This is a genomic window from Fodinicola feengrottensis (genome assembly GCF_010993775.1).
GTDB classification, from domain to species: domain Bacteria; phylum Actinomycetota; class Actinomycetes; order Mycobacteriales; family HKI-0501; genus Fodinicola; species Fodinicola feengrottensis.
In genome coordinates this window covers 15,853-34,313 of record NZ_WOTO01000073.1, presented here as the reverse complement: position 1 = coordinate 34,313, position 18,461 = coordinate 15,853, and the positions used below count along the sequence as shown (strand labels likewise).

Below are 18,461 nucleotides of genomic sequence, written 5' to 3'. Positions count from 1 at the left end.
CTCGGATGACCGTTGAAACCCTCGATTTCGCCGCCTGGCAGGCAAGTTGGGACTCCCAACAGGAGGCGTTCATGCCCGACCGGGAGGAGCGGATCGCGGCGATGCTGGGCGTGGTCGAGGCGGTCACCCCGGACCGGCCGCCCAGGGTGCTCGACCTGGCCGGCGGCACCGGCTCGATCAGCCTCCGACTGCTGGCCCGGTGGCCGAACGCGGAGACCGTGGTGCTTGACGCCGACCGCTCCCTGTTGACGATCGCGCGCGGCAGCCTCGGCGATCGCGGTCACGTGGTGGCCGCGAACCTGGGCACCTCCGGCTGGCTGGATGCGTTGCCGTACAAGGAATTCGACGCTGTCCTCACCGCCACCGCGCTGCACTGGATCAACTCCGAGCGGCTGCGGGAGCTCTACGCGGAGGTACGTGGGGTGCTGCGTACGGGCGGAGTCTTTATGAACGCCGACCATATGGAGGACCCCGGGATTCCCGGGCTGACCGCGGCTTTGGCGTCGCTTGCCCAGGGGCGCCGGAACGAGCGCTATGACCAGGGAGTGGACACCTGGCCGGGTTGGTGGGAGCGGTTCGGCCACGAGCCTGCCGTCGCTGACCTCGTACGCGAGCGGAACGAACTCTTTGGTGGGAATCACGCTCACACCGACTTCAACCCGGACGTGACCTGGCACCTGGAGGCGCTCCGATCGGCTGGATTCGCCGAGGCCGGTCTGATTTGGCGCGGCCACCGCGACGCCACCTTCGCCGCCGTCCGCTGAGCCCGCTCTTTCGTCCGCAACGCCCCGTTTCTTGCACTTCACGCAAGCGGCGGGGCGTTGCGGACTAACTCTCCGAGCGTGGTGGTTAGTGGTCGACGTAGAGGCGGACAGATTTGCGGTGCCGTGCTGCGGTGGCGAGGCGGTCGCACACGGCGGTGAGCACGGACAGGGCGACCTCGAACTCGGTGGGGTTGTCCGCTCGGATGGCCGCCGATCCGGACCAGACGATCGCGATCCGGACCGCGTCGACGACCAACAGCCCGCCGGACAGTGAGTCGATCATCGCGTCCCAACTGCGGGCGCTGACCAGCGGCGGGTCGAGCGGGCAGCCGGTTCGTACGGCATCGAAGAACGCCTGGCGATCGGACTCGCCAGTCGTCGACAGGACGTATACCTCGAAGCCGTCGGCGCGCGCTGCTCGTACGACCTCGGCCACCGCCGACGGCTCGATCCACTCAATATTCACGCGGCCACGGTAGGCGTCCGGGGCGTTCCGGCCGGCAGACACTAGGGGCGTACAAGCCTCCTCAGTGCGGGCCATTCCTTGCGTGGTCAGTCGGTAGAGATGTCGGCGCGGCCGGCCGGTCGGCGGATCCGACTCCCAGTGCGCCTCCAGCAGGCCGTGGTCGGCGAGTCGTACGAGCAGCGGATAGAGCGTGCCGGAGCGCAGGCCGGTGGCTTTGGCGATGTCGTACCCGTGCCACCACCGCGCGGGCTCGGCCTGGAGCAGCTCGAACACGGCCAGCGTCTGAGGTGAGGAGTCCGCGCGTCTGGTCACGCCCAAAACGCTACCTAGGTAGACTTTGAAAGTCTACCTAGGTAGACCCGGACCAGCGAATCGTTTCGGACCAGGTGGGATGCGGGTCAGCGGGGTCCGGCGCCGATGGTTACCCTCGAGGGCATGATGCGTTCGGCGATTCTGGCTGCGGCCCGCAGCCCGCAGTTGGAGCAGCTCGTCAGTGCGGCGCCGGTCAGCCGGTCGGTGGTTCGCCGGTTTGTCGCCGGTACGACCACTGAGGACGCGATCGATCGACGCGAGTCGGGCGTTGGTGCATGACGGCCTCGCGGTGACGCTGGACTTTCTCGGCGAGGACACCGAGGACGCTGGCCAGGCCCGGGCCGCCACCGAGGCCTATGTCGAACTGCTCGGCGCGCTCGGCGCCGCCGGGCTGACCCCGCCGACCGAGGTCAGCGTCAAGTTGTCGGCGCTGGGCATGCTGCTGGACGAGAAGCTCGCCTCCGACAATGTGCTGGCGATCTGCCGGGCCGCCGACGCGGGCTGACACGACGGTCACCATCGACATGGAAGACCACACCACCACCGACGCCTCGCTGGACCTGCTTTTGCGCGTACGCAAGGACTTCCCGGAGACGGGCGCTGTCCTGCAGGCCTACTTGCGCCGCACCGAGGCCGACTGCCGTGACCTCGCGGTCGCCGGCTCCCGGATCAGGCTCTGCAAGGGGGCGTACGACGAGCCCGAGTCGGTCGCTTACCAGTCCGACCTGGAGGTCAGCCGGTCGTACGTACGCTGCGCCAACGTGCTGCTGGCCGGCGGCGGCTACCCGATGTTCGCGACCCACGACCCGCGACTGGTGGCGATCCTGGAGGACCGGGTCCGCTGGTACGACCGGCCGGTCGACACCTTCGAGTTTCAGATGCTTTACGGCGTGCGGCCGGTCGAGCAGCGCCGGCTGGCCGAGCTTGGGTATGCGGTGCGTGTGTACGTGCCTTATGGCACTCAGTGGTACGGCTACCTGATGCGCCGGCTGGCCGAACGCCCGGCCAACACCGCACTCTTCCTCCGGGCCCTGGTGGGCCGCAAGTGACCGACCGGCTCGGGATTATTGGCGCTGGCAAGATCGGGGAGTCGCTGCTTGCCGGTCTGCTCCGCTCGGGCGTACGACCCGATGACGTGGTCGTGGTGGAGAAATTCCAGGAGCGGGCCGAATCTCTCTACCAGCGATATGGCGTCCGCGACCTGAGCCTGGCCGAGGCGGCCGCTTTCGCCAACACTCTGCTGATCGCCGTCAAGCCGCAGGACATGGGCGAACTGCTCGTGAAAATGGCGCCGGCAGTCACCAGTGACCACCTGATCGTCACGGTCGCCGCCGGCATCCCGACCGGCTACGTCGAGCGGCAGCTCGGTGAGGGTGTGCCGGTGGTGCGGGTGATGCCGAACACCCCGGCGCTGGTCGACCAGGCCATGAGCGTGGTCGCCGCCGGTGCGTACGCGAACGCCGACCACTTGGCCGCCGCCGAGAAGATCTTCTCTCCGGTGGGCAAGGTGCTGCGGCTGCCGGAGAACCAGCTGGACGCGGTCACCGCGCTGTCCGGCTCCGGCCCGGCGTACTTCTTCTTCCTGGTCGAGGCGATGATCGACGCCGGCATCCTGCTCGGCCTGCCGCGGGCCATCGCCGCCGACCTGATCGTGCAGACCGCGCTCGGCTCCGCGGTCATGCTCCGCGACTCCGGCGAGCACCCGGTGCAGCTCCGCGAGGGCGTCACGTCGCCCGGCGGCACCACGATCATGGCGATCAAGGAACTGGAGAAACACGGCGTCCGGGCCGCCCTCCTGGAGGCCATCGAAGCCGCGCGGGACCGATCGGTGGAGCTCGGCAAGCTCTACGACTGACCGCCGCTCGCGTCAACCGGCGCACAATCCGATTGTGTAGGTCTACATAGGGTGCGGCGCGAAACTGTCGTACCGCCGTGAAATTTTGAGCCCCCTCCCTTCAAAGGGCGGGGGGTGGGTACGTGGGTTTTAGACGTCACGTAAGTAACGCGTACAGGTAAGCGCGCGCTCCGACTCCACGGTCGTGGTCACCGTGGACCGGCGATCAGGCCGGCCCGAGCCACGGCCACGACCGGACCGGCCAGGTCAGACTGGATGCAAAATACGCGCATGAGTCCGACAATGGGGGGGTGCCGAACTCACCGGGCGCCGCTCGGTCGCATTCCTTGCTCGTACAAACCGCGAGAAGTGTCAGCGGCGCGGGCGTGGCCGGCGAAGAAGGCGGGGCATCCCTCGGTGGGCACGCGCAGCAACTGCCCGCGAGCCAGCAGGTCCAGCTTGACCAGCGTCGTGCACCAGCCGACCGAGGTGGTGACGTACGTGCCCGGTGGTGTGCGCGCGGGCGACCTCGGTGCTCAGTGCGGCGGCGAGCAGCCGCCGCGGCCGGTGGTGGGCACGGCGTCGAAGATGGCTGCCCGGGTGATGTCGTACAGCCGGCGATCCAGCGGAGGTGCCGACTTGGCCGGGTTGGGGTGCAGGCACTGGACCGCGCCGTCCACGTCTGTCGGGGGTCCATCGTCTGCCCCCAAAAATCCGCCGTCGGCCATTAATAGCAGGCATACGGTGTCCGCGCGATCACACACCGCGCATATCGATGTTCATCTGCACAAACGCGTGTCGTGTCCGGTCTGCGGAGTGTGCTGTGGTAATGGCCGGTCCGCCTCCGGCCGGGGGAGAGGGATCGCGCGAGTCACACTGGTAACGCTACTGTGCTTCTAGCACGTGTGTGTCCGACGCGCCGGAGGGGAAGCCGGCGCGCGACGCGTGCGGGAGAGTCGGTGTCGCATGGCTGTTTCGAGAGAAAAAGGGTTGGCGGAAGTCCGGTTCCTCACTGTTGCCGAGGTGGCGTCGCTGATGCGCGTCTCCAAGATGACCGTCTACCGTCTGGTGCATTCCGGAGAGCTCAACGCGGTTCGCGTCGGGCGCTCTTTCCGGGTGCCGGAGAACGCTGTTCACCAGTACTTGAAGGAGGCGTTCACGGACACCGCCTGAGAGATCGGCGACGGACGGGCGGCCGGTACGGGGTCCGGTCCGCCCGGTGTGCCGTGCGCTGATACGCACCGCGCACGCCGGTCGTCGCCGGCCGGTTGGTATCCTCGGTCGGTTGTCATGTTGGCTTACCCCAGTTGAGTTTTCGAGAGGCTACGCATGGGCTCGGTAATCAAGAAGCGCCGCAAGCGGATGGCGAAGAAGAAGCACCGCAAGCTGCTGAAGAAGACCCGCGTCCAGCGACGCAACAAGAAGTAGTTTTCGCTAGGCCCTGTCTGGTCCCACGGCCGGTGCGTTCGGAGTTTCGCGTACCGGCCGTCGTCGTACGGTGACTTCAGGTCGCAACAACGTCGACATACCCCGTCTATCCCGGGGCAATGACCGGGCTCGTAGGATCGGGGCAACCTGTCCTTGAGGAGGCCGGATGCCCCGAGTGGTCCTCATCACCGGGGTCGGCAGACCGCTGGGCAGCCGGTTTGCCGCGAAGCTCGCGGCCGACGACTCCATCGAGCGGATTATCGGGGTGGACACCGCCCCGCCACGTGGGGACGTGCTGGGCACTCTCGGCCGTACGGAGTTCGTGCGGGCGGACATCCGCAACCCGCTGATCGCCAAGGTGGTCTCCTCGGCGAACGTCGACACCGTCGTGCACCTGAACCTGCTCGCCAACTCCGACGGCGTCGGCGGCCGGGCGGCGATGAAGGAAATCAACGTCATCGGCGCGATGCAGCTGCTCGCGGCCTGCAGAAGGCGGCTAGCCTGCGCCGGTTCGTGGTGAAGTCGACGACCGAGGTCTACGGCTCGTCGCCGCGTGATCCGGCGTTCTTCACCGAGGACGCCGAGCCGAAGTCGCCGCCGGCCAGCGGTGCCGGCCGGGACGCGCTCGATGTGGAGCAGTATGTCCGCGGTTTCGCCCGTCGCCGCCCGGACGTGGCGGTCGCCATGCTGCGCTTCGCCGAGATGCTCGGCCCGGGCATCGAGAACACTTTCACGCGCTATCTGAGTCGCCCGGTCACGCCGACCGTGCTGGGCTTCGACTTCGACCGCGCATCCAGTTCGCGCACGTCGCCGATGTGCTGTCGGCGCTGGAGAAGGTCACCAAAAGCCAGCATCACGGCTCGTACAACATCGCCGGCCCGGGCGTGCTGCTGCTTTCTCAGGCGCTGCGCCGGGCCGGGCGGGTGCCGGTCCCGCTGCCGTCGTCGGCGGCCTCGGTGCTGGGCAGCGGCCTCAGCCGGCTCGGCGGCCGCGCCGAGCTGTCGCCGGACCAGGTCCGGTTCCTGCAGTACGGCCGGGTGGTGGACACCTCGAAAGCGACTCGGGAGCTCGGTTTTCGGCCGCATTTCAGCACGCCGGAGGCCTTCGACGATTTCGTACGCAGCCACGACCTGACCGCGCTGATCGGCTCGGACGCGCTCGCCGAGCTGGAGGGGACAGCGCTGGCGTGGCTGCGCAGCATGCGGACCGGCAGGGGGACCAGCAATGTCTGAGGACGACGATTTCGTCGAAGCCGGGCCGAAAGAGTCAACAGGCAAGCGCCGTGGCCGGGTCATCCCGCTGCCCGCTCGCGGCGACGGTACGCGCCGGACCTCGGCCTCCGCGGCCACTGGTCCGGCCGAGAAGGCCGCCGCGCGAAAGCCTGGCCCCGGCGATCGGCTGGCGTCCCGTACGGGCAGCCGGTTACCGCGCCGCCAGGTGATCCCGACGGTGGAGGAACTGCGTGCGGTAGGGCCGGACACCGCGCCGTACAACGGCATCGAGCCGGTCCACAAGCCGATGAAACCGGTCGGCGAACCGGCGCCGACCCGCCCGCCGCAGACGCGCGAGGAGCCCGACGCGGCTGCCGGGTCGGACGCTCCCGCCGACGGCGTCGAGCGGTTCGTGGCCGGGGCGCTGGCGTTCGTCCGGCGGCGGCTGTCCGGCGACTACCAGGTCGACGAGTTCGGTTTCGACCCGGACCTCACCGAGAACGTGATGGCGCCGCTGGTCCGGCCGCTGTTCGAACGCTGGTTCCGGGTGGACGTTAACGGCCTGCACAACGTGCCAGCCAAAGGCGGCGCGCTGCTGGTGGGCAACCACGCCGGCACGATGATGCCGTTGGACGCGGCGATGATCATGCTCGCGTTGCTGGACAAGCATCCCGCGAAGCGCCATCTGCGTACGCTCGGCGCCGATCTGGTGTTTTCCACGCCGGTCGTCGGCCCGGTCGTACGCAAGGCCGGCGGCACGCTGGCCTGTAACGAGGACGGACTGAGCGGCTGCTGTCCGGCGGGGAGCTGGTCGGCGTTTTCCCGGAGGGATTCAAGGGCATCGGGAAGCCGTTCTCCGAACGCTACAAGCTGCAGCGGTTCGGTCGCGGCGGCTTCGTCACCGCCGCGTTGCACTCCGGCGTACCGATCATCCCGGTGTCGGTGGTCGGCTCGGAGGAGATCTATCCGAAGCTCGCCGACGTGAAGATCCTGGCCCGACTGCTCGGACTGCCGTACTTCCCGATCACCCCGACGTTCCCGTGGCTCGGCCCGCTCGGGCTGGTGCCGCTGCCGAGCAAGTGGATCATCGAGTTCGGCACCCCGATCCCGACCAGCGACCTCCCGGACCCGGTCGACGACCCGATGCTGGTGCTCAACCTCGGCGACCAGGTCCGCGAAACCATCCAGCAGACCCTCTACCGGCTACTGCTCACCCGCCGCACCGTCTTCGGTTGAGAGGAACGGGTGCGGCGCGAAACTGTCGTACCCACACTGTTTTTTTCTAGCCCCCACCCAGTGTCGGGTGGGGGGTGGGTTTGAGGACGCGCGCGCGAGAAAAAAAAAATCAGTCGGACGCGAGAGGGCACCGCGCGCCGCGGAGGTGAGGCGGCAAGTAGGTGACCTTGCCGATGGTGGCTGCAGGGATGGTCAGCGGGAGCGGTGGCGGCGCCGTCGCAGGGCAACCGCGGCGATCGCCGCACCCGTGACCAGCCCGGCGCCGGCTACCGCGGGAGCACCGACCTTGACGGCCTTGCGGCCGGTGCGGAAGTCGTGCACCTTCCAGCCCCGCGACCGGGCCTCGTCGCGCAGGTCGTGATCGGGGTTGACGGCCACCGCCCGGCCGACCGCGGTGAGCATCGGCATGTCGTTGAAGGAGTCGCTGTACGCGGTGCAGCGGGAGAGGTCCAAGCCCTCTCGCTCGGCCAGCGCGCGGATCGCCTCGGCTTTGGCAGGGCCATGCAGCATCTCGCCGAGCAGCCGGCCGGTGTAGACGCCGTCCGTCGGAGACGGTGCCCAGCGCGCCGGTCAGGCCGAGCCGGCGGGCGATGATCTGGGCCAGCTCGACCGGGGTGGCGGTCACCAGCCAGACCCGTTGGCCGGCATCCAGGTGCAGCTGGGCGAGGGCACGGGTGCCGGACCAGATCCGCTCGGCCATCAGCTCGTCGTAGATCTCCTCGCCGTACCGCACAATGTCGGCGACCCGGCGACCCTCCACGAACGCGAGCGCGCGCTCGCGGGCCACATGCATCTGGTCCCGGTTCTCTCGGCCGCGGACTCGAAAGTGCAGCTGGAACCAGGCCATCTTGGCCAGGTCGCGGCTGGTGAAGAACTTCCGGGCGGCGAGACCGCGAGCGAAGTGGAAGATCGACGCGCCCACCATCATGGTGTTGTCGCAGTCGAAGAAAGCGGCCGCGGTGGGGTCGGACGGCACCACCGCACTGGTGGCGGCGGCCTGGGAGGCGGCCGCGGCACTGGCCGCACCGGCGACCATGGTGCGTACGTCTTCGTCGACGTTCCGGTCGCCGGCGGCCGGCGCCGCGACGGCCGGCGAGAACTGCCCGGCGTTCGGGCGCCGTCGGCGCAGAATCGGCGTCACCACCTCACCCTAGCGAGGGTGTCACCGGTCGGCAGCGACCACCGGGCCGCCAGCGGCACAGCTGGGTGGCTGGGCACCGAGATCGTCACTTCCGGAAGGGCCGGCGTACCCGTACGCGCAGGCCACCGAGTGCCGCAACTGGTGGGACCGCGCGGCGATCCGGCGCAGCAGTGACTCAGATCGCCTGACGGCGCCGGCCTGCCCGGCCGGCAGCGCGAGGTCGAGGCCGGCGAGCGCGGCCAGCTGCCCGGCGGTGAACGCGTCGATGATGTCCAGCGGAGCCCGATCGCCGCGGGCCAGCGCGGCCGCCGCCGCGAGGATGCGAGCGGCTGCACGGGTCGAGTCGTCGACGCCGGCCAGCTCGTCCGCGATCGCCTGGCCATCGACTGCTCCTTGGGGGCGTACGTACTGCCCGGAGCGCCCGCAGGCCGCTGCTGGCCAGGCTCAGGTGCAGTTGGGCAGCCGCGCGCGGGGTGAGGGGCGCGAGGGCCAGCTCAGCGGCCTCCGCCTGCCGTTGCAGGGCGAACGCCGAAGCTCCGTCGCGGTCGATCGTCACGGCGGCCGTCCCGAGCATCGCCACCGCGACCGCGACGGCCATCATCGCGATCCGCGGATACCTTCTGCGGACCGGCGCCGCCGCCAACGCCGTCAGCTGGCTCCGCAGCTGCCGCCGAAACTCCGGATCCGGACCGCCCGCCGGCACGGTCGCGCGTCGCAGCGCGCCAAGCAGCCGCTCCTCGTACCCGCCGCCCGACGGATCCTCGGCAAAGACCGCGAAAGCCTCCACCACCTGCCGCTCCCGGGCCGGCCCGTGACGCCAGCGCCACACCACCGTCGTTCCTTCCCCGTCCGTCGTCCCACCCTCGCAGTGATCAACGGCGAACCCCGCCGAATAGTGACGGTCAGTCAGTCTCCTTTTCAGATATTTTCTGTGACTGGCTGTCACAGCAGCGGAAGTAGGGTGGGGCGCGAAATTGTCATACGTGTCTGTTTTTCTTTCCCCCGAGTGCCACACTTTTCGTGCCACTGGACAGGTATCGGCTCATCGACCGCAGCACAATGTCCCGCACTCGACGTCGACTGCGGGACATTGTGCCGCACTCGACACCGAGCGCCGCGAACTTGACGCTGTTGTCGTGGTCCTAACAGCGAAACGTCGAGGACTGCGCCCGTTTGGGTGGGCCAAATCTGCCCGAGGGCGTACGTGCTGCACTCGTACAATCGGAATCCGATTGTGCAGCCGTTAGCCAGGGGTGGGCAGCAGGCGGGCGAGGGCTCGTACGGCCCGGTATTGCAGGGCCTTCACGGCGCCGGTGTTCTTGCCCCATCGCGGCCGCCGTCTCGTCGACAGACAGGCAGTGCAGAAACCGGAGGGTGACGCATTCGCGCTGCTCGGCGGACAGTCGGGCGATCGCGGCCTGGAGCTCGGCGGCGGTCAGCGCGGCCAGCACGGCTCGCTCCGGGCCGTCCTCGGCGCGGGTGGACTCGGCACCGGCGGTCAGGCAACTGGCCACGTCGCCGGTGCTGATCTCCAGCCGGTGCCGGCTGGACTTGTAGTGGTCGGCGACCAGGTTGCGGGCGATCGTGATCAGCCAGGCGCCCGGATCGCGGCCGCGCCACTGCAGGCTGGAGATGCGGCGCAGCGCTCGTACGAACGTCTCGCTGGTCAGGTCCTCGGCCAGCGCGCGGCCAGCCACTCGGTACGCGACGAAGCGGTAGATCTCGTCGACATACCGGTCGTAGATGAGGCCGAATGCCTCCGCGTCGCCGGCCTGCACGCGGTCGACAAGTGCCCAGGCGTCCCTTTCGGGGCTTTTCGCGGGGAGCGTGCCACCGGCACCGGAGGTGAGGGTGCCGAGGAAAGACGTCATCCCGCGCACCCTCCTCTGCGAGGTGGAAACGACCGGTGCTGCTGCTGATCGACGCGAGCGAGCCGGCAGCCGGACGGCAAACTCAGGGCTGATAATACGTGTTGGGTGTCACAGCCGTGCGCCGTTATCCACAGCTGGTCGGAGGGTGCTCCGTGAACGACGACGAGCCCGGGTCGAACCTCGCGGACCTGGTACGGGAGGTGGCGCATCGCAGCCCGGACCAGGCCGCCCTGACGTTCGGCGAGCAGAGCCTCACGTGGGCCCAGCTGGACGCGGCGGTCGACGCCGCGGCCGCGGCCTTCACCGGTGAGCTCGACCTGCGGGCCGGGGACCGAGTGGCGATCGCGCTGCCCAATGGCCTGGACTTCCCGGTGGCGTATTTCGGCGCCCTGCGAGCCGGATTGACCGCGTTGCCAGTCAATCCGTCGTACACCGGCCGCGAGCTGTCCTGGATCCTCACCGACTCGGCGGCGAGCGCGCTGATCGGGACCGGTTCGGTGATCGACACGGTGACCGGTCTCGACGAGCCGCCACCGGCCTTACGGCACCGGATCACTGCTGGTCAGGGGCTCGCCGAGCTGATCAACAGCGGCCGCGGCAAGCCAGTGCCGGCCGCTGGTGGCGGTGAGGATCTGGCGGTCCTTATGTATACCTCCGGCACGTCCGGCCGGCCGAAGGGCGCGATGCTCTCGCACCGGGCCCTGCTGGCAAACCTGGACCAGTGCGCCAGCATCCAGCCGGCGGTCCTGCAGACCGACGACGTGGTGTTGCTGGTGGTGCCGATGTTCCACATCTTCGGGCTGAACCCGGGCCTGGGAATGGTTGCTCGTACGGGCTGCTCAGCGGTTCTTATGGAGCGGTTCGACCCGGTGGGGTCGTTGAAGGCCATCCAGGAGCGGGGGATCACCAACGTGATCGGTGCGCCGCCGATGTTCCTCGCGTGGTCGCTGCTTCCCGAGCTCGCCGAGTGCTTTTCCGGCGTACGCCTCGCGGTCAGCGGTGCGGCGCCGCTCGACCAGGCCGCTCAGCGCCGCTTGTTGGACGCGACCGGGCAGCACGTCTTCGAGGGGTACGGGCTGACCGAGACCGCTCCGGTGCTGTCGTCGACGCTGATGTGCGAGGTGCCCAAGCCCGGCTCGATCGGCCGTGAGCTGCCCGGAGTCGAGTTACGGTTGGTCGATCCGGCCGGACGCGACGTCGGAGACGACGAAGATGACGACGACGAGGATCTGGTGCCTGGTGGCGACGAGCCCGGGGAGATCGTCGTACGCGGCCAGCACCTGTTCTCCGGATACTGGCCGGACGGCGCCGGCGGCCCGGACTCGCAGGGTTGGTGGTCGACCGGTGACGTGGCTTACCGAGACGACGACGGCGACCTCTTCCTGGTTGACCGGATCAAGGAGCTGATCCTGGTCTCCGGGTTCAACGTCTATCCGCGTGAGATCGAGGACGTGCTGCTTGGCCACCCGTCCATCGAGGAGGCCGCGGTGCTCGGCGTCGACCATCCGTACACGGGCCAGGCGGTCAAGGCGTACGTGGTGGTGCTGGCCGAGGGCGCGACGCTGACCGCCGACGAGGTCGAGCAGTTCTGTGCCCGGTCGCTGGCCCGGTTCAAATGCCCGACCGCGGTCGACTTCGTCTCCACGTTGCCGCATTCGGCGACCGGGAAGGTGGCCAAAGCGCGGCTCCGCGAGCCGGCGGATAATTGAGTCCTTATGGCTGCTGAGGATCACGAAGTCACGCTGCTCACCCGGGTCGGTTGCCACCTGTGCGAGGACGCGCACGAGGCGATGGTCCGGGTGCATCAGAAGACCGGGGTACGGTGGCGGGCGGTGGATGCCGACGGCGACGACGAACTGCGGATCGAGTACGGCGACCGGCTGCCGGTGGTGCTGCTCGACGGCGCCGAACACGGCTTCTGGCGAGTCGAGGAAGCCCGGCTGATCCGCGACCTCGAATCCTGACTGGCTGCTGCATCGACCGGCCCTTACGCGGCCGGTCGGTTAGCGCCGTCGTGACAATCGGATTCCGATTGTAACAACGAGGTCCTTGAGCTGCGAAAGTGATTCTGGCTGTGACAATCGGACATTCAATGGAGGTGTCCGATTGTGACTTTGTTGCCCACTCCGGGGCGGCAGATGGGCAACAAAGTCACAATCGGGCATTTCCGCGTCATCGGCGCCGGCGACCAGCTGTTCGAGCCGTTGGAGGCTGGCCGCCAGAGCGTCCCGGCTCGCTGCCAGTGCGTTCTGGCCGGGTTGAACGCGCGCTTATCTCGCGCGCGCGTCAACTTACGTAATGAAAACCCGCCACCCACCCCCCACCCTTCTGAAGGGCGGGGGCTCAAAATTTCACGACGGTACGACAGTTTCGCGCCGCACCCTAGGTAGACCTGCACAATCGGAATCCGATTGTCACAGCGCACTGGGCAGGGCCGCGGAATTGCCGTACCTCGCTGCGATGGTCAGGTCATGCGGATCAGCGAGTTCGAATATCGGCGCGTGAAGGTCGACGGTGTCGACTTTCAGGTCGCGATGAGCGGCCATGGGCCACCGGTGTTGTTGTTGCACGGATTTCCGCAGACGCACCTGATCTGGCAGCGGGTCGCACCGTCGCTGGCGACCGGCCACACCGTCGTTTGCGCTGACCTTCCCGGCTACGGCGATTCGACGAGTGGGCCGGATACGGCGATCGACAGCGGCCTTGTTCGTACGGCTGATGGACGAGCTCGGCTATCAGAGGTTCGCCGTCGTTGGCCACGATCGGGGTGCCTTGGTCGCATTCCGGCTGGGGCTCGACTTCCCGGCGGCGATCAGCCAGATCGCTGTGCTGGACGTGATTCCGCAGGGTGACCTGTGGCCGGCGCTGTCCGGGGTGGGCACGGTGTTCGCCGCCCACCTGCCGTTCCTCGCGCAGCCGCCGGACCTGCCGGAGCGGATGATCGCGGCCGACCCGGACCTGTTTTTCGGGCATTTCCTGGACAGTTGGCAGAGCCCACCGGGTCAGCTGACGGCCGACGTACGGGCCGCCTATCTGGCCGCCTGCCGCAAACCGGAGACCATCGCGGCGATCTGTGCCGACTATCGGGCCGGTGCGTTCATCGATCCGGGGCACGACCAGGCAGACGCAGGTGCTGGTCGCCGGCTGCGGATGCCGGTGCTGGCCGGCTGGCAGGACCCTGGAGAGCAGGTGCTCCCCTTTGGCCCGGCCAAAATCTGGGCGAGCTGGGCGACGAATCTGAGCACCGTCACGTACCAGTGCGGCCACTTCATCGCCGAGCAACAGCCGGTCGCGCTGTGCGCCGATCTCTGTCGATTGCTGGAAAAGGACGGTTAACTCGGTAAGTCAGGTCGGGGGATCTGCAGCTCCCCGCGACCTCAGTCCTACAGTCGTACGAGCGCGTAGGCCGTCATGGCGTGCCGCATGAATTCGGCGAACCCGGGTCGTACGGCGTTCAGTTGCTCCGCGAACCGCGGATCGTCGGCGTAAAGGTCGCCAAGTCCCGCGTAGGACTGACGGTTCGGCGTCCAGAAGTTCAGCAACCACTGGAAATGTCCGTCGACCGCCTCGATGACCTGCGGATCGTCGGCCGGTAAGCCGGCGTCCATCAGCTCGGCGATCCGCTGGCTGGCGTCGCCATATTGCTGCTGGATCTGAGCCCACTTCTCCTTTGACCATTTGGCGACCTTTCGGTTCACGGTGGCCACCTGGGGGCCCCAGCGTTCCTCGGCCTCCGCCGCCAGCGCACGGGCTTTCTCGGAGTTCGGGTCGAACCCGTTCCAGAGCTGTTCGGCTGTCATTTCTTCACCTCCTTCCAGTTTTCTGATGGTGTCCTCGACCGTGCGCGCCACCTCGGCCAGCCGCTCACGCTCGCTCTGCAACCAGCCATAGTGCCGACGCAACGCGCTGAGCTGGTCCTGCTCACCGGCCACGATCTGGCCGATCGAGTCAAGGTCCAGGCCCAGCTCGCGCAGCAGCAGGATCTCCTGCAGCCGGAGCAGTTGCGGCTGCTCGTAGTAGCGGTAGCCGTTGGCGCCCCTTCGCGCGGGCGCCAGCAGCCCGATGTCGTGGTAGTGCCGCAGCGTTCGGGAAGTCACCTTCGACATCCGCGCCACCTCGGCGATCGACCAGCTCATCGCGCGCTCGATTCCGTCCTCCAGGGCCGGCCTTTCCGGCCCACCGAGAACGTTAGAGGTTGACGTTACGTCAACTGCAAGTCTTATTCGCGATGCTCCAGGTCACACACAGCGACGGCCGCGATACCTCATCGCGTGCGCCGGGCGCACGCGATGAGGCATCGCGACCGTACGGGCCGAGCCGGATCAGGCGGGTTGCCGGACCGGGGCGGTGCCGAACCAGCGGGTGAGGGACACGGTCAGGGTCTCGGCGTCGAAGGCGGCGCCAGCAGGCAGCGACCAGGCGACATAGCCGTCGGGGCGTACGAGCACAGCAGCGAGGTCCGGCAGCTCATCGGTACGCGCGCGTACGACGCTAACGGTGTCCGCCCAGTCGGCGGCAGCGGCGCGTACGTCGGGGGAGTCCGCCAGGTCCAGGAGGACGGCCTCGCCGCGCTGGCACAGGTCGGCGAACTGCACTCGCTCGCCGTCGACGGTCAGCGCCAGGTCGAAGAAGAAGCGCCCTGCCCGCAGGGCGTCGTCGCTCTGCCCCACCTCGTACCGGATGCCGATCCCGCCAATCAGCTCCAGCAAATATTGGTTCACGTCACCGAGGTCCATAAGGTCGATGAAGAGGTCTCGTAACGCCGACGTGTGGTCGCCGGGTGCCATAAGTGCGAGTGCGCCACGAGGCGCTGCTGTATCGGATGGGGGTGAGAGACCATCCATCTCTTCGTCATCGTAGTGGCGGAGTGAAGCTGGAGGCAGCCTGAGCCGAGGGTCGTCGGTGAGGGTGGGAGCAGCCTCGACAAAGTCGCGTCGGCTCGGTACTGCCGGATGGGCCGGGCGTGGTGAGCAAGACGGGAAGGTATACGCGAGGAACCGGTGTTGTTACGCCTCTTAACATGGCGCCAGCTCAAATCCGGTGGATACGGGCTGGAACGCGGCGCGCACCCACCTTTTGCGGGTGGGGAACTCCTTGTCTGGGTCTTCGCAGTCTGGGCGGGAGGCCATGGTGAATTGTCTACGGCGTAGCCGTGGCGATGCCGCAGGGGCAAAGCCGGGTGCCTAACCCGTCAACCGAACAGCAGTGAACGTGGGAACCGTCCGTGACCGCTCCGCGCCAAGCCTTCGACCAGAGGGTCGGGGTGCGGATAGGTCCGATGCCGACCGAAGGCGCGGATGGGGCGGAGCCGCCGTAGTACTCCGAGCCGGGGAAAGCCTGGCGCATGGGGAAGGGCGGCAGCGTGTCAGTTAGGGAGGGAATGCAATGTCCGAAGACGTGTCGGTGAATACCGGCGCTGTGTTGTGGCCGGATCCCGATTCGGCTCGCGGCACGGTACGGAGGATGCAGACCAAACTGCACCATTGGGCGGGAGAACGTTCCTCTCGCCGGTTTGGTGACCTGTTCAACCTCGTCGTCTACGCTCCAGCGTTTCTTATGTACGCGTGGGAACGCGTGTCCAACAACGCTGGGGCGAGGACTCCGGGTGTCGACAAGGCCACCGTGGCCTGGATCGAGACTCGGGTCGGGGTCGGGGAGTTCTTGGGCTATATCCGTGACTCGCTGAAATCCGGTGAGTTCCGGCCGATCGAAGTACGACAGGTCATGATCCCCAAGGGGACGACCGGGAAAGTCCGGAAACTCGGGATTCCCACTGTCGCCGATCGCGTAGTCCAGGCAAGCCTCAAAGCGGTGCTGGAGCCCATCTTCGAGGCGGATTTCCAACCGTGCTCGTATGGCTTTCGCCCGAACCGGCGCGCACACGACGCTGTTGCCGAGATTCATCTTTTCGCCACCAACCCCAGGAATTACCACTGGATATTGGAGGCGGACATCAAAGCCTGTTTCGATGAAATATCGCATACGGCTTTGATGTGTCGCCTACGGGCGAGAATCAAGGACAAGAGAGTCTGCGCGCTGGTGAAGGCCTTCCTGAAGTCCGGGGTCATGACGACGTCCGGCGATCGGGAAGAAACAGTGACCGGGACCCCGCAGGGCGGAATCCTCTCTCCGCTGCTGGCGAACATCGCCTTGTCCGCGCTGGACGAGCACTTTGCCCAGCAATGGCACCGGGAGATGGGAACCGCATACCAGCGGAGCAAACGCAGACGTAATGGCCTCGGCGTGTGGAGACTCATTCGCTATGCGGACGATTTTGTCCTCATGGTGGACGGGCAGCGCCACCACGCCGAGACACTGCGGGAGGAGGTGGCAGCTGTACTCGACCTTCTGGGGTTACAGCTGGCACCGGAGAAAACCCGTGTTGTCCATATCGATGAGGGCTTCGACTTCCTCGGCTTCCACATCCGTCGGATGCGCAAACCAGGAACGCAGAAGCAGTACGTCTACACCATCCCGTCCAAGAAGGCCATCGCGTCGATCAAGGGCAAGGTAAAGGCCAAGACGTACAGGTCAACCCGGCACATGGACCTGGATGAACTGCTCGTCAGTCTCAACCGGACATTGAAGGGATGGGCGAACTATTTCCGACACGGCGTGTCTGCGGCTGTATTCAACGCGATCGACAGCTTCACATGGAAGCGGATCATGCGCTGGATACGTGCCAAGTACGCAGGCAAACACCAGCTCGGAATGACCGAACTCCGCCGCCGGTTCTGCGACAGAGGATGGCGATTCGCCCACAACGGGACCATCTTCAGCGGCGCATCCAGCGTCGCCATCACACGTTACCGCTACCGCGGCAACACCATCGCAACCCCATGGTCCCCCAAACCAGCAGCCACCAACGGCTAACCAGTGGCCAAGACACGCGGAGAGCCCGATGCCGGGAGACCGGCACGTCGGGTTCGGAGGGCGGCGCAGGGAAACGGACCGGTGGCCACATCGGCACCGCGCCCTGTGCCGACCCTACTCTGCGCGCGGGTGTGTGGCCAGTACGCGCAGGGCCACCGGATGCCGCTCGCGGTGTACGTGTCCAGCAGCTCATCGCCGGCTCGGCCACGGACCACCGCCGCGAGCTTGAAGCCGAGATTCAACGCGTCGCCGAGGCCCAGCGTGAGCCCCTGCCCGCCGAACGGCGAATGTACGTGAGCGGCGTCGCCGGCCAGCAGCACCCGGCCGATTCGGTACGTGCTCGCAGCGCGCGCGTTGTCGGTGAAGCGGGTCGCCGAAATGATCTCCTTGATCGTCACGTCGGTGCCGCTGACCCGGCGTACGCTCGCCTGCAGCTCCTCGACTGAGACCGGCTCCTCTCTGTCGGCCGGCGGGCCGTCGAACTCCACGGTGAGTACGCGCTCCGGCGACGGGCCGTAGACCATCATCCCGGTCTCCGTCCGGTTCCACCCGCGTGCCAGTTTCTCGGCGCCCTCGATGATCGCCAGCGCCTGGTGACCGGTGATCGCCGGTTCGGTGCCCGGGAAGTCGAAGCCGGTGAGCTTGCGGACCCGGCTCCGGCCGCCGCCGTCGCAGCCGACCACATAGCCGGCCCGCAGCTCGTACGAGCCGTCCGGGCCGTTGACGCTGACCGTGACGCCCTCGTCGTCCTGCGCCAGCCCGGTCAACTCGCACCCGTGCCGGACTTCGACGCCCAACTCGCTGGCGCGTTGGCCGAGCGCTGCCTCCAGGACCGGCTGCGGGACCATCACGATCGGCGGCGTACCAGTGGTCGGTACGCCGAGCTGGGAAAGTTTTGTGGCGTCCAGCTTGAAAATCCCGGCGAAATGGCCCCTCGGAGCGTTACCTGCGAACTTCTTCATGGCCGCCTCAGCGGCCGCGTCGTCCAGTTCCGTGTCGTCGCCGGTGAACAGGCGCAGCATTTCCTTGACGGTCTGCTGCTGGCCAGCGGCGAGCGCGTCGTGCAGCCCACGCCGGTTCAGTGCGTCGCCGGTGATCGCGTGGATGGCACCGGCCTTGATGGTCTGGTCGGGCTCGGTCAGCCGCTCCAGGACAACCGGCGTCAGGCCGGTGAGCCGCAGTTCTATGGCCAGCAGCAGACCGACCGGTCCGCCGCCGATGACGATGGCGTCGTACGACATCAGGGTCCTCCTCTATGTAAGAGCGCTGCTCTCGCGCCGGTTGAATTATGTACTCAGTCTAAGTTTGCTGTCTATAGTGTGTGA

Annotated in this window: 20 protein-coding genes and 4 pseudogenes; 14 read left to right on the top strand and 10 right to left on the bottom strand. The window is 67.5% G+C overall.

Features of this window, described 5'->3' with window-relative positions; all coding sequences use genetic code 11:
* Nucleotides 1-5: 5 nt before the first annotated feature.
* Nucleotides 6-764 carry a class I SAM-dependent methyltransferase gene (locus tag GNX96_RS42655; protein WP_163573239.1) on the top strand — a complete coding sequence of 253 codons (759 nt, stop codon included), beginning with the start codon at nucleotides 6-8 and terminating at the stop codon, nucleotides 762-764.
* An 85-nt stretch (nucleotides 765-849) separates the two neighbouring features.
* On the opposite strand, the gene GNX96_RS42650 is transcribed toward GNX96_RS42655, so the two are convergent.
* Nucleotides 850-1,542 carry a helix-turn-helix transcriptional regulator gene (locus tag GNX96_RS42650; RefSeq protein WP_163573238.1) on the bottom strand — a complete coding sequence of 231 codons (693 nt, stop codon included), beginning with the start codon at nucleotides 1,540-1,542 and terminating at the stop codon, nucleotides 850-852.
* A 105-nt stretch (nucleotides 1,543-1,647) separates the two neighbouring features.
* On the opposite strand from GNX96_RS42650, the pseudogene GNX96_RS42645 reads away from it, so the two are divergent.
* Both GNX96_RS42645 and proC read left to right on the top strand, forming a co-directional pair.
* Nucleotides 1,648-2,591 (top strand): annotated as a pseudogene (locus GNX96_RS42645) (proline dehydrogenase family protein).
* Nucleotides 2,588-3,397, top strand: coding sequence for a pyrroline-5-carboxylate reductase (gene proC / locus GNX96_RS42640; RefSeq protein WP_163573237.1), 810 nt, complete (start codon nucleotides 2,588-2,590; stop codon nucleotides 3,395-3,397). Before GNX96_RS42645 ends, proC begins: the two are co-directional and overlap by 4 nt.
* 515 nt (nucleotides 3,398-3,912) lie before the next feature.
* On the opposite strand, the gene GNX96_RS42635 is transcribed toward proC, so the two are convergent.
* Nucleotides 3,913-4,056 (bottom strand): hypothetical protein, encoded by a 144-nt coding sequence (locus GNX96_RS42635; RefSeq protein ID WP_163573236.1) that lies wholly within the window; start codon nucleotides 4,054-4,056, stop codon nucleotides 3,913-3,915.
* Between the two features lie 286 nt (nucleotides 4,057-4,342).
* Here GNX96_RS42635 and GNX96_RS42630 point away from each other — a divergent pair, with 286 nt between their 5' ends.
* The 3 genes from GNX96_RS42630 (at nucleotide 4,343) to GNX96_RS59575 (ending at nucleotide 5,324) form a co-directional block, all read left to right on the top strand.
* Nucleotides 4,343-4,549: a helix-turn-helix domain-containing protein gene (locus GNX96_RS42630; RefSeq protein ID WP_163573235.1), complete on the top strand. Its 207-nt coding sequence runs from the start codon at nucleotides 4,343-4,345 to the stop codon at nucleotides 4,547-4,549.
* A 156-nt stretch (nucleotides 4,550-4,705) separates the two neighbouring features.
* Nucleotides 4,706-4,804 (top strand): 30S ribosomal protein bS22, encoded by a 99-nt coding sequence (locus GNX96_RS42625; protein ID WP_012854759.1) that lies wholly within the window; start codon nucleotides 4,706-4,708, stop codon nucleotides 4,802-4,804.
* 166 nt (nucleotides 4,805-4,970) lie between these two features.
* Entirely contained in the window at nucleotides 4,971-5,324 is a 354-nt protein-coding gene (locus GNX96_RS59575; protein ID WP_279582994.1) for an NAD-dependent epimerase/dehydratase family protein, read from the top strand.
* A gap of 16 nt (nucleotides 5,325-5,340) precedes the next feature.
* Here GNX96_RS59575 and GNX96_RS59570 read toward each other — a convergent pair whose 3' ends face one another.
* Nucleotides 5,341-5,523 carry a hypothetical protein gene (locus GNX96_RS59570; RefSeq protein ID WP_279582993.1) on the bottom strand — a complete coding sequence of 61 codons (183 nt, stop codon included), beginning with the start codon at nucleotides 5,521-5,523 and terminating at the stop codon, nucleotides 5,341-5,343.
* Between the two features lie 96 nt (nucleotides 5,524-5,619).
* On the opposite strand from GNX96_RS59570, the gene GNX96_RS59565 reads away from it, so the two are divergent.
* Nucleotides 5,620-6,036 carry a Rossmann-fold NAD(P)-binding domain-containing protein gene (locus GNX96_RS59565; protein ID WP_279582992.1) on the top strand — a complete coding sequence of 139 codons (417 nt, stop codon included), beginning with the start codon at nucleotides 5,620-5,622 and terminating at the stop codon, nucleotides 6,034-6,036.
* 286 nt (nucleotides 6,037-6,322) lie between these two features.
* A pseudogene (locus tag GNX96_RS42615) lies at nucleotides 6,323-7,251 on the top strand (lysophospholipid acyltransferase family protein).
* Between the two features lie 192 nt (nucleotides 7,252-7,443).
* Here the strand turns inward: GNX96_RS42615 and GNX96_RS42610 are convergent.
* Nucleotides 7,444-8,287: pseudogene (locus tag GNX96_RS42610) on the bottom strand (HAD family hydrolase).
* Between the two features lie 123 nt (nucleotides 8,288-8,410).
* Here GNX96_RS42610 and GNX96_RS42605 point away from each other — a divergent pair.
* Nucleotides 8,411-8,566, top strand: a complete 156-nt coding sequence (locus tag GNX96_RS42605) for a hypothetical protein (RefSeq protein ID WP_163573234.1) — start codon at nucleotides 8,411-8,413, stop codon at nucleotides 8,564-8,566.
* Between the two features lies 1 nt (nucleotide 8,567).
* Here the strand turns inward: GNX96_RS42605 and GNX96_RS42600 are convergent, their stop codons facing one another.
* Nucleotides 8,568-9,221, bottom strand: coding sequence for a hypothetical protein (locus tag GNX96_RS42600; RefSeq protein WP_279582991.1), 654 nt, complete (start codon nucleotides 9,219-9,221; stop codon nucleotides 8,568-8,570).
* A gap of 313 nt (nucleotides 9,222-9,534) precedes the next feature.
* Entirely contained in the window at nucleotides 9,535-10,263 is a 729-nt protein-coding gene (locus GNX96_RS42595) for a sigma-70 family RNA polymerase sigma factor (protein WP_279582990.1), read from the bottom strand.
* Between the two features lie 152 nt (nucleotides 10,264-10,415).
* Between GNX96_RS42595 and GNX96_RS42590 the strand changes: the two genes are divergently transcribed.
* Nucleotides 10,416-11,972, top strand: a complete 1,557-nt coding sequence (locus GNX96_RS42590; protein ID WP_163573232.1) for an AMP-binding protein — start codon at nucleotides 10,416-10,418, stop codon at nucleotides 11,970-11,972.
* Between the two features lie 6 nt (nucleotides 11,973-11,978).
* Nucleotides 11,979-12,227: a glutaredoxin family protein gene (locus tag GNX96_RS42585; RefSeq protein ID WP_163573231.1), complete on the top strand. Its 249-nt coding sequence runs from the start codon at nucleotides 11,979-11,981 to the stop codon at nucleotides 12,225-12,227.
* 450 nt (nucleotides 12,228-12,677) lie between these two features.
* Here GNX96_RS42585 and GNX96_RS59560 read toward each other — a convergent pair whose 3' ends face one another.
* Complete coding sequence (locus tag GNX96_RS59560; RefSeq protein WP_279583002.1) at nucleotides 12,678-12,809, bottom strand: hypothetical protein; 132 nt, start codon at nucleotides 12,807-12,809, stop codon at nucleotides 12,678-12,680.
* Between GNX96_RS59560 and GNX96_RS59555 the strand changes: the two are divergent.
* Nucleotides 12,798-12,914: pseudogene (locus GNX96_RS59555) on the top strand (alpha/beta fold hydrolase); the annotation flags it as partial. The gene GNX96_RS59560 and the pseudogene GNX96_RS59555 sit on opposite strands and share 12 nt — an antisense overlap.
* A gap of 22 nt (nucleotides 12,915-12,936) precedes the next feature.
* On the top strand, nucleotides 12,937-13,599 hold the full coding sequence (locus GNX96_RS42580) for an alpha/beta fold hydrolase (protein ID WP_279583001.1): 663 nt from the start codon (nucleotides 12,937-12,939) through the stop codon (nucleotides 13,597-13,599).
* Nucleotides 13,600-13,646: 47 nt separating this feature from the next.
* Here the strand turns inward: GNX96_RS42580 and GNX96_RS42575 are convergent, their stop codons facing one another.
* Nucleotides 13,647-14,399, bottom strand: a complete 753-nt coding sequence (locus GNX96_RS42575; RefSeq protein WP_163573230.1) for a MerR family transcriptional regulator — start codon at nucleotides 14,397-14,399, stop codon at nucleotides 13,647-13,649.
* Between the two features lie 186 nt (nucleotides 14,400-14,585).
* Nucleotides 14,586-15,050 (bottom strand): aromatic-ring hydroxylase C-terminal domain-containing protein, encoded by a 465-nt coding sequence (locus tag GNX96_RS42570; protein WP_163573229.1) that lies wholly within the window; start codon nucleotides 15,048-15,050, stop codon nucleotides 14,586-14,588.
* Nucleotides 15,051-15,648: 598 nt separating this feature from the next.
* Here GNX96_RS42570 and ltrA point away from each other — a divergent pair.
* On the top strand, nucleotides 15,649-17,136 hold the full coding sequence (ltrA, locus tag GNX96_RS42565; RefSeq protein WP_163573228.1) for a group II intron reverse transcriptase/maturase: 1,488 nt from the start codon (nucleotides 15,649-15,651) through the stop codon (nucleotides 17,134-17,136).
* Here the strand turns inward: ltrA and GNX96_RS42560 are convergent.
* Nucleotides 17,133-18,377 (bottom strand): FAD-dependent oxidoreductase, encoded by a 1,245-nt coding sequence (locus GNX96_RS42560; RefSeq protein WP_279582989.1) that lies wholly within the window; start codon nucleotides 18,375-18,377, stop codon nucleotides 17,133-17,135. The genes ltrA and GNX96_RS42560 overlap by 4 nt on opposite strands.
* Between the last annotated feature and the right edge of the window lie 84 nt (nucleotides 18,378-18,461).

What these genes read in the sequence shown, in the direction of transcription:
- ltrA (WP_163573228.1), top strand. Translation starts at nt 15,649, where the DNA reads ATGTCCGAAGACGTGTCGGTGAATACCGGCGCTGTGTTGTGGCCGGAT.
- GNX96_RS42570 (WP_163573229.1), bottom strand. Translation starts at nt 15,050, where the DNA reads ATGGCACCCGGCGACCACACGTCGGCGTTACGAGACCTCTTCATCGAC.
- GNX96_RS59560 (WP_279583002.1), bottom strand. Translation starts at nt 12,809, where the DNA reads ATGGCCGCTCATCGCGACCTGAAAGTCGACACCGTCGACCTTCACGCG.
- GNX96_RS42585 (WP_163573231.1), top strand. Translation starts at nt 11,979, where the DNA reads ATGGCTGCTGAGGATCACGAAGTCACGCTGCTCACCCGGGTCGGTTGC.
- GNX96_RS42630 (WP_163573235.1), top strand. Translation starts at nt 4,343, where the DNA reads ATGGCTGTTTCGAGAGAAAAAGGGTTGGCGGAAGTCCGGTTCCTCACT.
- GNX96_RS42655 (WP_163573239.1), top strand. Translation starts at nt 6, where the DNA reads ATGACCGTTGAAACCCTCGATTTCGCCGCCTGGCAGGCAAGTTGGGAC.
- GNX96_RS42625 (WP_012854759.1), top strand. Translation starts at nt 4,706, where the DNA reads ATGGGCTCGGTAATCAAGAAGCGCCGCAAGCGGATGGCGAAGAAGAAG.
- GNX96_RS42560 (WP_279582989.1), bottom strand. Translation starts at nt 18,377, where the DNA reads ATGTCGTACGACGCCATCGTCATCGGCGGCGGACCGGTCGGTCTGCTG.
- GNX96_RS59575 (WP_279582994.1), top strand. Translation starts at nt 4,971, where the DNA reads ATGCCCCGAGTGGTCCTCATCACCGGGGTCGGCAGACCGCTGGGCAGC.
- GNX96_RS42575 (WP_163573230.1), bottom strand. Translation starts at nt 14,399, where the DNA reads ATGAGCTGGTCGATCGCCGAGGTGGCGCGGATGTCGAAGGTGACTTCC.
- GNX96_RS59570 (WP_279582993.1), bottom strand. Translation starts at nt 5,523, where the DNA reads ATGCCCGGGCCGAGCATCTCGGCGAAGCGCAGCATGGCGACCGCCACG.
- GNX96_RS42595 (WP_279582990.1), bottom strand. Translation starts at nt 10,263, where the DNA reads ATGACGTCTTTCCTCGGCACCCTCACCTCCGGTGCCGGTGGCACGCTC.